This is a genomic window from Pontibacter litorisediminis, from assembly GCF_029360645.1.
In the GTDB taxonomy this organism is placed as follows: domain Bacteria; phylum Bacteroidota; class Bacteroidia; order Cytophagales; family Hymenobacteraceae; genus Pontibacter; species Pontibacter litorisediminis.
Window position 1 is genome coordinate 1 of record NZ_JARDUA010000004.1, and the last position, 12,636, is coordinate 12,636.

At 54.6% G+C, this 12,636-nt stretch carries 10 protein-coding genes; 4 read left to right on the plus strand and 6 right to left on the minus strand.

The genetic code is table 11. The annotated features are described in order from the left end of the window. Nucleotides 1–518 precede the first annotated feature (518 nt). The 4 genes from PXG97_RS13430 to PXG97_RS13445 form a co-directional block, all read right to left on the minus strand. Nucleotides 519–1,202 carry a phosphatidylserine decarboxylase family protein gene (locus tag PXG97_RS13430; RefSeq protein ID WP_276498277.1) on the minus strand — a complete coding sequence of 228 codons (684 nt, stop codon included), beginning with the start codon at nucleotides 1,200–1,202 and terminating at the stop codon, nucleotides 519–521. Nucleotides 1,203–1,321: 119 nt separating this feature from the next. Next, nucleotides 1,322–2,599, minus strand: coding sequence for a Glu/Leu/Phe/Val family dehydrogenase (locus tag PXG97_RS13435; RefSeq protein ID WP_276498701.1), 1,278 nt, complete (start codon nucleotides 2,597–2,599; stop codon nucleotides 1,322–1,324). Nucleotides 2,600–2,704: 105 nt separating this feature from the next. Further along, nucleotides 2,705–3,532, minus strand: coding sequence for a phosphatidate cytidylyltransferase (locus PXG97_RS13440; RefSeq protein ID WP_276498278.1), 828 nt, complete (start codon nucleotides 3,530–3,532; stop codon nucleotides 2,705–2,707). A gap of 51 nt (nucleotides 3,533–3,583) precedes the next feature. Further along, entirely contained in the window at nucleotides 3,584–4,552 is a 969-nt protein-coding gene (locus tag PXG97_RS13445) for a CPBP family intramembrane glutamic endopeptidase (RefSeq protein WP_276498279.1), read from the minus strand. Between the two features lie 53 nt (nucleotides 4,553–4,605). On the opposite strand from PXG97_RS13445, the gene dusB reads away from it, so the two are divergent. The 3 genes from dusB (at nucleotide 4,606) to PXG97_RS13460 (ending at nucleotide 8,965) form a co-directional block, all read left to right on the plus strand. Then, the gene (gene dusB, locus PXG97_RS13450) at nucleotides 4,606–5,595 is read left to right on the plus strand and encodes a tRNA dihydrouridine synthase DusB (RefSeq protein WP_276498280.1); all 990 of its coding nucleotides are present in this window, start codon (nucleotides 4,606–4,608) and stop codon (nucleotides 5,593–5,595) included. Nucleotides 5,596–5,943: 348 nt separating this feature from the next. Further along, a complete protein-coding gene (locus tag PXG97_RS13455) occupies nucleotides 5,944–6,786 on the plus strand; it encodes a DMT family transporter (protein WP_476745350.1) in 843 nt (280 codons plus the stop codon). Nucleotides 6,787–6,976: 190 nt separating this feature from the next. Beyond that, nucleotides 6,977–8,965 (plus strand): Na+/H+ antiporter NhaC family protein, encoded by a 1,989-nt coding sequence (locus PXG97_RS13460; RefSeq protein ID WP_276498282.1) that lies wholly within the window; start codon nucleotides 6,977–6,979, stop codon nucleotides 8,963–8,965. A gap of 77 nt (nucleotides 8,966–9,042) precedes the next feature. On the opposite strand, the gene PXG97_RS13465 is transcribed toward PXG97_RS13460, so the two are convergent. Both PXG97_RS13465 and PXG97_RS13470 read right to left on the minus strand, forming a co-directional pair. After that, the gene (locus PXG97_RS13465) at nucleotides 9,043–9,981 is read right to left on the minus strand and encodes a GNAT family N-acetyltransferase (protein ID WP_276498283.1); all 939 of its coding nucleotides are present in this window, start codon (nucleotides 9,979–9,981) and stop codon (nucleotides 9,043–9,045) included. Between the two features lie 73 nt (nucleotides 9,982–10,054). Beyond that, nucleotides 10,055–11,236: a sensor histidine kinase gene (locus PXG97_RS13470; protein WP_276498284.1), complete on the minus strand. Its 1,182-nt coding sequence runs from the start codon at nucleotides 11,234–11,236 to the stop codon at nucleotides 10,055–10,057. A 113-nt stretch (nucleotides 11,237–11,349) separates the two neighbouring features. On the opposite strand from PXG97_RS13470, the gene hemA reads away from it, so the two are divergent. Then, nucleotides 11,350–12,633, plus strand: a complete 1,284-nt coding sequence (hemA, locus tag PXG97_RS13475; RefSeq protein WP_276498285.1) for a glutamyl-tRNA reductase — start codon at nucleotides 11,350–11,352, stop codon at nucleotides 12,631–12,633. The last annotated feature ends 3 nt before the right edge of the window (nucleotides 12,634–12,636 follow it).

A 12,636-nucleotide genomic window follows, 5' to 3' on the forward strand; every position in this document is an offset into this window, starting at 1 on the left:
GATTTATCGTATCTTCATCTAGAGCTGCCATTGAGTTAGAGTAAGGTGTAAAAGTGAGTCTGCAAACTCTTTTACACTTCTAATTCTTTGGCAGTTTCTTTAAACTTTAAACAGCTTCAGTTATTAGATTTTCCTGCCGCAAGTTTAGCGCAGCGTAACTTGTGGCTGTACATGAGGCCAGTTTGCAACTGGCTTTCTGCGGCAGCAGAAGTGTATACTTTAGCAGAAGTATTTCTTTAGCAGCCATTGTTAAAGTATAGCCCAAGCCTTTGCACCTTTTGCTTCTCTGAAGCAAAGCAGTTGAAAACTGCTGCCATACTTAGCCACAAGTTACGCTGCGCTAAACTTGCGGCAGGCCAAAAGCCAAAAGAGACGCAAAGTATTGCGCCTCTACAAATCCTATCTATCCTTTAATCCTGAAAATCCTGATTCAGAAAAAAGCCGCTGCAGGTATAAACTGCAGCGGCTTTTTAATTTGTCTTGATACGGGTGTCGTGCTACGTGATACGCCCGTAAGCTTACCCGAACAGCGTTGGTGGCGGGGTTTTCAGCTGGGCGATAACGGTTTGGCCGCCTTTGGTCTTCTGCCCTAGCTCCGCCTTAATCTCTGTATCCAGCGGCACGAAGATATCCACGCGCGAGCCGAACTTGATGAAGCCGAACTCCTCGCCCTGGCTTACCTCGTCGCCCTCGTTCACATACCACACAATGCGGCGTGCCATGGCTCCGGCAATCTGGCGGAAAAGCACCTCCGGCCCCGCCGTTGACTCTACCACCACGGTGGTGCGCTCGTTCTGCGTGCTCGATTTCGGGTGCCAGGCCACAAAGTAGTTACCTGGGTGATACTTGAAGTACTTTACGATGCCGGAAACCGGGTTGCGCGTGATGTGCACGTTTATCGGCGACATGAAAATGGAGATCTGCTTGCGCTTGTCCCTAAAGTACTCCGGCTCCTCCACTTCCTCGATCACCACCACTTTGCCGTCAGCCGGGGCAATGATCAGGTCCTCGTGCAAGAGCAGGGTGCGGTAAGGGCTACGGAAGAACTGCAGGATGAGCAGGAAGAGAACGGCAGACACGGCGGAGAAGACTCTGTTGAAGGTGCCATTCTCAGCGTTGAAGTTGTAGAGCAACAGGTTCAGCACTACAAGCGCCAGTAATGTAAAAAATAATATCTTCCGTCCTTCCTTGTGAATTTTCATCCGTTTTTATGTTTGCCGCAGGTACTATATAACTCATAATAGCCCATCCAGTTTCGTGGATGGGCTATTACCTGCTTCAAAATTATATAAACTTTCGATTATTCCTCTAAAAAAATATTTTAGAAGCCGCCACGGTACTTGTAAGTCATGGCTACTTTATCGATTGCTACGATGTAAGCTGCGATACGCATCGGCACGTTATACTTCTGCGATGCCGCATAAACGCGCTCGAAGGCCTCGTTCATAATGCGCTCGGCCCGCTCGTTTACACGGTCCAGCGTCCATTTAAAGCCCATGCGGTTCTGCACCCACTCAAAGTACGATACGGTTACACCGCCTGAGTTGGCCAAAATATCCGGCACCACCATGATACCCTTCTCGTTGATGATGTTGTCGGCCTTGTAGGAAGTCGGGCCGTTGGCACCCTCCACGATCAGGCGGGCCTGTATCTTGTCTACGTTGTGGATCGTGATCACGTCCTCCACGGCGGCAGGCACCAGCACGTCCACCTTGGCAGTCAGCAGCTCGCCTGCATCGCTCATTAGCTCAGCACCTTTGTATCCCTCCAGGCGGCCGTTATGCGCGTTTTTATACTCAATGGCTTCCTCAATATCGATGCCGTTGTCGTTCCAGTAGGCGCCGCTCACGTCGCTGATGCCCAGTATCTTCACACCGCGCTCAGCCATCAGCTTAGCTGCCCAGGCACCCACGTTGCCAAAGCCCTGCACCGCAGCCGTAGACTTGGCCGGGTTCATACCCAGCTTGTCCATGGCCGCCATGGCCGACACCATCACGCCACGGCCTGTTGCCTCCACACGGCCAAGCGAACCGCCCAGCACCAGCGGCTTGCCGGTTACCACGGCATGCTCCGTGGAGCCTTTTGTCTTAGAATACTCGTCCATAAGCCAAGCCATCTCACGTGGTCCTGTGCCCATGTCCGGCGCAGGGATGTCGCGGTCCGGGCCGAAGATGTCTACCAGGGCCGAAGTATAGGCTCTCGTTAAACGCTCTATCTCACCGGCCGACATGGAGAACGGGTCGCAGATGATGCCGCCCTTGGCACCACCGTATGGGATATCCACCACGGCACACTTCCAGGTCATCCAGGCAGCCAGCGCTTTCACCTCATCCAGAAATACATCAGGCGCATAACGCACTCCCCCCTTAGACGGGCCAAGGATCGTGGAGTGAATCACGCGGTAGCCTTCGAACACACGCACCTTGCCATCGTCCATGGTGACAGGCACGTTCACGATTACCTGACGTGTTGGAGACTTCAGTACGTTGTACACTTCCTCATCCAACCCCAGCACCTCTGCCGCTATATTAAAACGCGACATCATCGACTCAAAAGGATTTTCCTTATCCTTGATCGGAGCTGGCTCTTTGTATAACATCATCTACTCTTTAATTTATAAGTGAGTAATTAATCAGTGAATTAAATTCGGCGGTAAAGTTGAGAATTATACTTACAACCTCCTAAGGCCGGCCCACAAAATTTTTTAGAAGATTTCGAGGAAAGCCACCACGAACGGAATGACCATCAGAAGGCTGTCGAAGCGGTCGAGGAGGCCGCCATGGCCAGGTAGCAGGGTGCCAGAGTCTTTCACGCCCAGGCTTCGTTTTAGCATTGACTCCGACAGGTCGCCCAACACCCCCGCAACGCCCACCAGCACCGCCATGCCTACCCATTGGTATACTTCCAAATCCAGGAAAAGATACGAGAGCCCGTATCCCACCAACACCGTAAGCACGGTGCCGCCAACCCATCCCTCCCAGGTTTTGCCCGGGGAGATGCGCTCGAAGAGCTTGTTCTTGCCGAAGTTCTTGCCCGCGATGTAGGCCCCGGTGTCGGAGGCCCAGATCAGCAGCAGCAGGCCAAGTATGGGTTGCCAGCTGTACTCCTCGCCGAAGTAGCCCAGCAGGTGCAGGAGCCCGAACGGGCCGCCGATGTACACCACGCCCGTTATGGTGAAAGCGATGTTGGTGAAGGGCTGCGGCTTTTTGCGGTACATCTCGGCGATAAACACCAGGAACAGCAGCGGCACAGACAGGTACAGCAGCTCGCCGGGCATCACCTGTTTCTGCACCAGAAACATGGAGGTGTAAAACACGGCCCCAAGCAGCAGCCCCAGCGGCTTGTTGGGGCGCATGCCCTGCACCCCCACCAACGTATAAAACTCGGAGATGCCCAGCACCGTGAGCCCCAGGAACAGCAGGAAATAGGTCCATTCGCTAAACCAGATGCCGCCGATGAACATGGCGGCGCCCAGCACCCCTATGATAAGCCGTTGGTTTAAATTACTGAGGGTTGATAACTTGTTACTCATGCAAAGGACATGCGCCGGCTGTGCGACGGGTGTAAGGGTTGAGGGTTTGGTTTATAGTTTGTCTTCTGCCCCTGCGGCCTCGGCCACACCTTGCCTGCTCAGCAGCGGCTGCCGGGAGTAAGCCTGGTACAGAAAATAAAGGATAGCGGCGCTTATCAGTACTGATAACGCGATGCTGTACCAAGGCATTGCCTCGGTACTCTCGATATCGGCATCAATGGCGCGTGTCTGCTGCAAGTATAGCATTAAGACTGTAAAGCCGTTGTTGACGAAGTGCGCCACGACCGGCACGATTATCCGGCCCGACCAAAAGTATAAATATCCGAAAAGGGCACCAAGTATAGCCCGGGGCAAAAATCCAAAAAACTGCACATGGATGGCCGCGAAGATGATGCCTGTAATCCAGATAGCCACATGCATGTTGCCCGACCAGCGGAAGATCTGCTGCTGCGCAATGCCCCGGAACACCAGCTCCTCGCCCACGGCAGGTATAAGGGCGAACACCACCAGCCCGATCAGCAGCTCCGGCACCGAGTTGAACCGGGTGATCAGTTTGGTGAGCTCAGCCAGCTGCTCCTCCTGCGCCCGCGCCCACTGCTCAAAGCCGCCCATAAAGTCCGGGAAGCTCATGTTGGCGTTCCAGTTGATGATAACAGAGTTGGCCGGCATGATGGCCACGATCAGCAGGCCGCTGAGCAGCACGAGCAGCCACGGTGAAGGCACTTTCTGGTTCAGGTAATCGCCCACCCTATAGTTAAGCGAGATCAGCAGGAAAATTGGCGCCACGACAAAGGCAAAGAACTGCAGCACGCCCTGCAGCAGCAGCATCACGCCCGGGCCCTGTGGGTGCCCGGCCGGGTCGGCGGCTATGCTGGCGAGCTCTATAAAGCTGATCCCGAAGATCAAGTTTGACAGTATACCCACCACAAACATCGCCACAAAGTAGCCGCCGGCCATGTACACTATCAGCAGTAATAATACCCAACTTGGGTGCAGATCTTTCGAGATGAAACCTTTCATAGGGAGAATTAGGTTTTAATGGCGTAAATTTACGCGAATAATTAAATTTTGCTTTGGTAAAGATTGCTAACATAGAGTTAGGGGAGTTTCCGTTGCTGCTGGCACCGATGGAGGACGTGAGCGACCCGCCCTTCCGCAAAGTGTGCAAGGCCAACGGCGCCGACCTCATGTACACGGAGTTCATCTCCTCTGAGGGTTTGATACGTGACGCCGCCAAAAGTGTGCAAAAACTCGACATTTTTGACTACGAGCGCCCCATCGGCATCCAGATCTTCGGCTCGGACATCGAGTCGATGCGCGAGGCCGCGATCGTGTCCGCACAGGCAGGCCCGGACCTGATCGACATCAACTACGGCTGCCCGGTAAAGAATGTGGCCTGCAAGGGCGCGGGCGCCGCTTTGCTGCGCGATGTGCCCAAGATGGTGAAGATGACCGAGGAGATCGTGAAGGCGACAAACCTGCCGGTTACCGTGAAAACCCGCCTTGGCTGGGACGAGGACACCAAGTATATTGTGGAGACGGCGGAGCGCCTGCAGGACATCGGCATAAAAGCCCTTAGCATTCACGGACGCACACGCGTGCAGATGTACAAAGGCGAGGCCGACTGGACCCTGATCTCGGAGGTGAAGAACAACCCGCGCATGCACATTCCGATCTTCGGCAACGGCGACATCGATTCGCCGCAGAAGGCGCTGGAGTACCGCAACAAGTATGGCGTGGACGGCATTATGATCGGCCGCGCCAGCATTGGCTACCCGTGGATCTTCAACGAGATCAAACATTATATGGCAACTGGCGAGATACTGCCAGGGCCTACGTTGGAGGAGCGCGTGGAAGTATGCCGCCAGCACTTTACGCACTCGCTGGAGTGGAAAGGCGACAAGCTCGGTATCTTTGAGATGCGCCGCCACTACACCAACTATTTCCGTGGTTTGCCGCACTTCAAGCCGCTGCGCATGAAGCTGGTGCAGTCCGAGGACATCCAAGAAATCTACGACACCCTGGACGAGATCGTGCAGACCATGAGCTACGAAGAAGTATAGCCCGTCAACGTCTCAGGTTTTCCGAAACACATCCCCTGCCCCACCGGCCGGGGATTTTTCTTTCTGCTGCGCAAAAATCCGCAAGAACCGGGTTGAGCCGGAGGACCTAGTTCTGGAAATTGCCGCTGCCTGCTACTGATGCAGCAAGTCCTCTGAGCATTGGCAACACCTACGGTAACAGGTATAAAAACTTATTGGAGCCGGAGGAGCAGCCATTCATGTTTAGAAGTATGAACCCATTACTTTTGCACTACCCAAACGTCTTAACCTTTTAACTTTATACTTATTAAAACCGCTACTACCCCCGCTACACAGGAAACCGCTACCCCGGCAATTGCCTGGGTGCTGGTGGCTATACTTGCCCTTATCTGGGGCACCTCGTTTATATTGATAAAAAAGGGACTGGTGGTTTACTCTCCGAATGAGGTGGGAGCCCTGCGGATGGTGATTGCCTGCGCCGCGCTGCTGCCGTTCGCCATCAGAAACCTGCGCAAGGTGGAGCCGAGCCGCTGGAAGTTCCTGTTGGGCAGCGGCCTGTTGGGCAATTTTTTCCCGGCCTTCCTGTTTGCCATTGCCGAAACACGCCTGGCCAGCGGCTTGGCAGGCGTGCTTAACTCACTCACCGCGCTGTTCACGCTGCTGGTAGGCGCCGCCCTTTTCAACCAGTCTATCACCTGGATGCGCATGCTCGGCATCATCATTGGCATTGCAGGCACGGCTATCCTTATCTTCACGGGCAACGGCAACTCCGAACTGGATAACATGTACTATGGGCTGTACATTGTAGTGGCCACCGTTTTCTACGGCACCAGCGCCAACATCATCAAGCACCGCCTGCACGGCATGAAGGCTGTGGCCATCTCCAGCCTGGCGCTGCTTACGGTGGGGCCGGTGGCGTTGGCATACCTGCTCACCACCGACTTCTTCTATAAGCTGCAGCATGTGCCGGGGGCTTGGGAGGCGCTGATGTACATTGCCATACTCGCTGTATTCAGCACGGCCATTGCGCTGGTGCTTTTCAACAAGCTCATCCACATTTCCACAACCCTCTTCGCCAGCTCCACCACCTACCTTATTCCGGTGGTGGCGCTCATGTGGGGCGTGCTCGATGGCGAAACCATACACCTGTGGCACTACGTGGGCATGGTGGTGATCCTGGTGGGCGTCTTCATCGTGAACAGGGCAAAGTAGGCCCTTGCAGGGAGAGCAAACCATCCTGTAAAGCAAAGGAAACTATCTTTTATACCTGCATAATCCGCCGCCGCATGAGCGTGCGGCGGCGCTTTTTTTACAGCACTGCCTGCGCCGCGCTGTGCAAACATTTCTGAGTTTCCTGATTCTTTTCTATATTAGGGAGTTTTCAAACCCGCGAACGATCTGAATGAAGCTTTATAAGCCCCTCCTGAGCCTTTTGCTGCTCGTGCTGCTATCGGTGCAAGCCATGGCGCAAGACCTGGTTTCCAAAGAAGATATTGAGGAACTGCAACTACAGGCTATTAACGACACTGCCTTTACCCTGCGCACCGTTACTGAGGCGGGCAACCTGATGAAGTTTACCGGCACACTGCCGTTGCGCATCAACGGGGAGCTGCAGGAGAAGGAGTTCCTGGAGGGCGAAACAGTTTTCTCGCTGAACGAAAGGGCCAACCTGGTGCAGGTAAGCGCCAACATGGGCACCCATACCCTGGCCCGGCTCTACCGCTTGGATGTGGAGGAGGAGCGCGGCGTGCGCGAGTTCCCAATGTGGCTGTCTATACTTCCGCCGATCATTGCCATTGTGCTGGCGCTTATTTTCCGGGAGGTGCTCCTGGCGCTCTTTGCCGGCATCTGGATAGGCGGCTTTGTGATCTACGGCCTCTCGGCAAAATCAGTCTTTACAGGCCTGCTGGCTGTCGGTGACACCTACCTGATGGAGGCCCTCACCGATGCCGACCACGTCTCCGTGATTATTTTCTCGATGCTGATTGGCGGCATGGTGGCCATTATCTCTAAAAACGGAGGCATGGCTGGCGTGGTAAACCTGCTTTCGCGCTATGCCCGCTCCGCCAAAAGCTCGCAGATGGTTACCTGGGTGCTGGGGGTCGCTATTTTCTTTGATGATTACGCCAACACGTTGATCGTGGGCAACACGATGCGCCCCGTTACCGACAAGCACCGCGTCTCGCGCGAGAAACTGGCTTACCTGGTAGACAGCACCGCCGCCCCTGTGGCTGCCATTGCCTTTGTAACCACCTGGATCGGAGCCGAGCTAGGCTATATCAAGGATGCCGCTGCCAGCCTTGGCATAGAGGAAGGCGCTTACTCCATGTTCTTTCACTCGCTGGAGTACGCTTACTACCCCGTGCTGACGCTGGTCTTTATGCTGATGCTAATCCTGATGAACCGTGATTTTGGCGGGATGCACCACGCGGAGATCCGGGCACGCGAAACGGGCGCCGTGACAGCCGCCGGTTTTGACAAGGCCGGCCAGGAAAAGCAGCGGCAGGAAATGGCCGAGTTCGAGCCTGTTGACGAAACCCGCACCCGCGCTATCAACGCGCTGCTGCCTGTGCTCACGGTTATTGGCGGCACCGTAGTCGGACTTCTGTATACAGGTTATAATCCGGATGTATGGGCTGACCCAAGCCTGGGCTTCTTCCGTAAGCTCTCCAGCACCATCGGCGATTCTAACTCTTACACCGCCCTGGTCTGGGCCTCCCTAAGCGGGGTGATCATGGCCATACTTCTAACTGTCAGCCAAGGCATCATGTCGCTCACAGCCACCATGGAATCCCTGACGGCCGGTTTTAAGACGATGCTGCCTGCCATCCTCATCCTGGTGCTGGCCTGGTCGCTGGCGGCGGTTACACAGGAGCTGTACACGGCAGAGTACCTGACCTCGCTGTTTTCGGGAAGCATCTCGCCGCACTTCCTGCCGGAGATCACTTTCTTCCTGGCGGCAATCATAGCTTTCTCCACCGGCTCCAGCTGGGGCACCATGGCCATCCTTTACCCGCTCATGATGCCGGCTGCCTGGTACGTGTGCCAGCAGCAAGGTTTCAGCGTGGAGGAAACCATGCCGATCATTTACAACGTGATCTCGGTAGTGTTGGCGGGCTCTGTCTTCGGCGACCACTGCTCCCCTATCTCCGACACCACTATCCTGAGCTCCCTGGCCTCTGGCTGCAACCACATAGACCACGTAAAGACACAGCTGCCTTACGCCCTGACCGTGGCCTTGGTAGCCAACATCGTCTGCACGAACTTATCCACTTTTGGCGTGCACTGGCTGCTGGTCTACTTTATCGGTGCGGCCATACTTTGGGGCATCATCAAGCTGCTGGGCAAGAAGAACGTGGTAGAGGTGGTACCCGTCACCGAGGCAGTTTAAGTATAGAACCGTTTATGAAACAGGAGCGGCTGCCTTTGCTTAAGGCAGCCGCTCCTGTTTTATAGGTCCTGAATGACCTACGCCAGCCTCAGTTCGTAAAAATCATGGACGATGGTGCGGGCGCCGTAGCTTTCCTTGTTCCGGATGAGCCCTTCGTTCAGGTACCGCCCCTGCCGCTCTGTGGAGATACCGAAGCTAAAGTACCTTTTGTGCGGGTATACTTCAGTCAGCAGCCAATCCAGCAGCACATCCAGGGCGTGCACGTTGCGCCCCTGCTCTGAGGTGGCGATGTACTGCGAGTGCACCACCTGCGGCGTCTCGTAAACCAGCACCCCTGCCAGCATTTCATCCGCAGCGGTGGCCGTATAGAGCCTGATGTTCTCCGGAAAGCGGGAGGCAAGTAGCGCCATCTCCTCAGCTGTGTGCGCAGGCAGGGTGTTATACTTCTGCTGCAGCAGTTTCCGCTCCAGCTCAAAGAAAGCTGCGTACTTCCCTGAGAGCCCTACCTGAAAGCCTGCTCTCTTGCCCTGCGATAAGCGCCACCTCCTGTCCTTGCTGTACTTCGCAGCTCCCCCTATGTCTATCACTGAGCTGGCATCGCGGCGGCAAAGTACGGCCTCGTGGCGGAACAAGGCGTACAGGTCCTCCTCGGCTGGCAGCTGGTGGTAGATATGCGGAACGGCTTTGTAAAGTATACTTGTAAATCCCAACTCCTGGAAGTATGACTTCATGGCCTGCACCACCTCCAGCATCAGCGCGGCCTTCATGCGCTTTTCTGTCACCAGGCCTGCATAACTCAGGCCGCCGTGGCTTTGCACCTGCCGCCCCTCCTCGTTGGCGGGCAGCAGCGCCACCAGCCTGCCTTTGTGGTAGAACAGCAGCGAGTGATCCGTGAACCGATCGGCATGGTACTCCACGTAATCGCGCAGCAGCAGGAACGTGCCGTTCTTAGAACCCGCCACAAACGCGTCCCACTCTGCTTTATACTTCGCGCTATACTTTACTACTTCCACCATCTATTTCCTGACAAAGGACTGTGTGACAAAGGACAAAAGACAATACCTTACCTCTTTAACTCTCTAACTCCCATCACCTGTTCAGCACAATCCGGAAGGTCGTGCCTTTTCCTACCTCCGACCATTTTACATACAGCCTGCCCTCGTGGTAATTGTCGATGATGCGCTTGGCGAGTGCGAGCCCCAGCCCCCAGCCCCGCTTTTTGGTAGTGAAACCGGGCAGGAATACAGAGTCGACCTTGCTTTTAGGGATGCCTTTGCCTGTGTCGGTGATATCCACGGCAATGCTGCTCTTGCCCAGCAGCACCAGCTGTATGTTGATGCTTCCGCGGCCCTCCATGGCGTCCACCGCGTTCTTGCAGATGTTCTCGATCACCCAATCATAAAGCGACACATTCACCTTGGCCGTGATGTCCGGGGAGAAGGTGGACTCCACGGTGAAGGCAACCTTACGCGAGATGCGGTTTTGCAGGTAGTTGATGGCATTCTGCGTTACCTGCAGGATGTTCTCGTCGCGCAGCGTAGGCACCGAGCCAATGTTGGAGAATCGCTCCGTGATGATTTCCAACCGCCGTACATCTTTGCCTAGCTCTTCCAGAATCGGTTCGTTCTCAAACTTAGGGTTCGCCTTGATGTACTCATACCACGCCATCAGCGAAGAGAGCGGCGTGCCCAGTTGGTGCGCGGTTTCCTTGGCCAGGCCCACCCATACCCGGTTCTGCTCGGCGCGGCGTGAGTAGCTGAAGGCAAAGTAAGCCACCAGCGCGAAGCAGGAGATGACGATAAGCTGCACGTAAGGGTAATAGCGCAGCTGCGAGAGCAGCTCTGAGTCCTTATAGAAAACATAGTTCACCGAGCCCTCCGCCCACGGCACCACAATCGGCTCATGCTGCTCCTTCATCTTCTCTATCTCGCGCTGCAGGTACTCGTTTATTTTATCAGGTTTGTTCGAAATGTTTTCCGGGATATTGATGTTCTTAGAATCGAGAATATTTTCGTTCTCATCTGTCAGGATAACAGGCACTGTGGTGTTGGAGGACAGGATCTCCTCCTCGATGAACACGATGTTATCGTCGCTGGGGGCGTTGATCATGTAGCGGAGACCCTTGGCATAAAGCTGCACCAACTCCTGCTCACGCTCCGATAACTTGCTGACAAGTATGTTGGTATAGGTAATGGTGGCGGCGCCGATGATGAGGGCAATGATAACAACAACAAGCTTTATCCTGTTCTTCTGGGAGTAGATGGGAATCATGCAGTAAACACGAAATTTATTTGAAATTAGTATAAATTAAACATAGAGGGCAAGTAAGTTTCATTTTAAAAATTAGAGCTTTAACTTTGCGCCTTAGTAGAACCCACGTTATTATGCTTCAGAACTTTAAAGCAATCAGCCTGTCGTATAAGAAAGCGCCGCTGGATATCAGGGAGCTGATTGCCTTAGATGAATCTTCCTGCAGACTTTTCTTACAGACCCTCAAGGGCTTTATACAGGCTACTGACATTCTTGTACTTTCTACCTGCAACCGCACCGAAGTATACTATAACTCCGACGCCGACTTCAGCACCGAGATCGTAAAGCTTTTGGGCATCACCAAGGGCATCGACAATATCTCCAGATACTTCGACTACTTTACCATACTAAACGAGCACGATGATGCCGTGCAGCATTTGTTTGATGTGTCGATGGGCCTGGAGTCGCAGGTGGTAGGGGATATGCAGATATCCAACCAGGTGAAGATGGCTTACCAGTGGAGTGCCGACAACGAAACGGCCGGCCCTTTCCTGCACCGCCTGATGCACACGATCTTCTTCACCAACAAGCGCGTGGTGCAGGAGACCTCCTTCCGTGACGGTGCCGCCTCCACCTCTTATGCCGCGATTGAACTGATTGAGGAGCTGACGGCCGACATCACAGACCCAAGCATACTGGTGGTAGGCTTAGGCGAGATCGGCGCCGATGTGTGCCGCAACCTGAAAGACCTGGGCTTCAAGAATGTGAAGATCACCAACCGTACCAAGGCCAAGGCCCAATCGCTGGCAGAGGAGTGCCAGATGGAGGTGCTGCCCTTCGAGGACATTGTGCAGGGCATGAAGGAGGCAGACGTGATCATCTCATCGGTGGCCCGCGAAACGCCGTTCTTCACCAAGGAGATGGTAAAGCGCCTGGACATCCTCACCTACAAGTTCTTTATAGACCTGGCTGTGCCGCGCAGTGTGGAGCCGGAGGTAGAAAGTGTACCGGGCGTGCTGCTTTACAACATCGACACCATCCAGAATAAAGCCTCTGAAGCTTTGCAGCGCCGCATCAACTCGGTGCCGAAGGTGAAGGAGATCGTGGCCGAGTCTATCGAGCAGTTCAACGATTGGTCGAAGGAGATGATGGTATCGCCGACGATCCAGCGCCTGAAGGGTGCGCTTGAGGCGATTCGCCAGGAGGAGATGTCGCGCTATGTGAAGAAACTGGGGCCGAAGGAGGCCAAGCTGGTAGATAGCATCACCAAGTCGATGATGCAGAAGATCATTAAACTACCGGTGCTGCAACTGAAGGCCGCCTGCAAGCGCGGCGAGGCCGAAACACTGATAGACCTGCTTAACGACCTGTTTAACCTGGAGAACCAGCCTGCCGAGGCAGATCATAAAACCGAGTAAACG

What these genes read in the sequence shown, in the direction of transcription:
- PXG97_RS13430 (WP_276498277.1), bottom strand. Translation starts at nt 1,202, where the DNA reads ATGAAAATTCACAAGGAAGGACGGAAGATATTATTTTTTACATTACTG.
- PXG97_RS13435 (WP_276498701.1), bottom strand. Translation starts at nt 2,599, where the DNA reads ATGTTATACAAAGAGCCAGCTCCGATCAAGGATAAGGAAAATCCTTTT.
- PXG97_RS13440 (WP_276498278.1), bottom strand. Translation starts at nt 3,532, where the DNA reads ATGAGTAACAAGTTATCAACCCTCAGTAATTTAAACCAACGGCTTATC.
- PXG97_RS13445 (WP_276498279.1), bottom strand. Translation starts at nt 4,552, where the DNA reads ATGAAAGGTTTCATCTCGAAAGATCTGCACCCAAGTTGGGTATTATTA.
- PXG97_RS13460 (WP_276498282.1), top strand. Translation starts at nt 6,977, where the DNA reads ATGAAGCTTTATAAGCCCCTCCTGAGCCTTTTGCTGCTCGTGCTGCTA.
- PXG97_RS13465 (WP_276498283.1), bottom strand. Translation starts at nt 9,981, where the DNA reads ATGGTGGAAGTAGTAAAGTATAGCGCGAAGTATAAAGCAGAGTGGGAC.
- PXG97_RS13470 (WP_276498284.1), bottom strand. Translation starts at nt 11,236, where the DNA reads ATGATTCCCATCTACTCCCAGAAGAACAGGATAAAGCTTGTTGTTGTT.
- hemA (WP_276498285.1), top strand. Translation starts at nt 11,350, where the DNA reads ATGCTTCAGAACTTTAAAGCAATCAGCCTGTCGTATAAGAAAGCGCCG.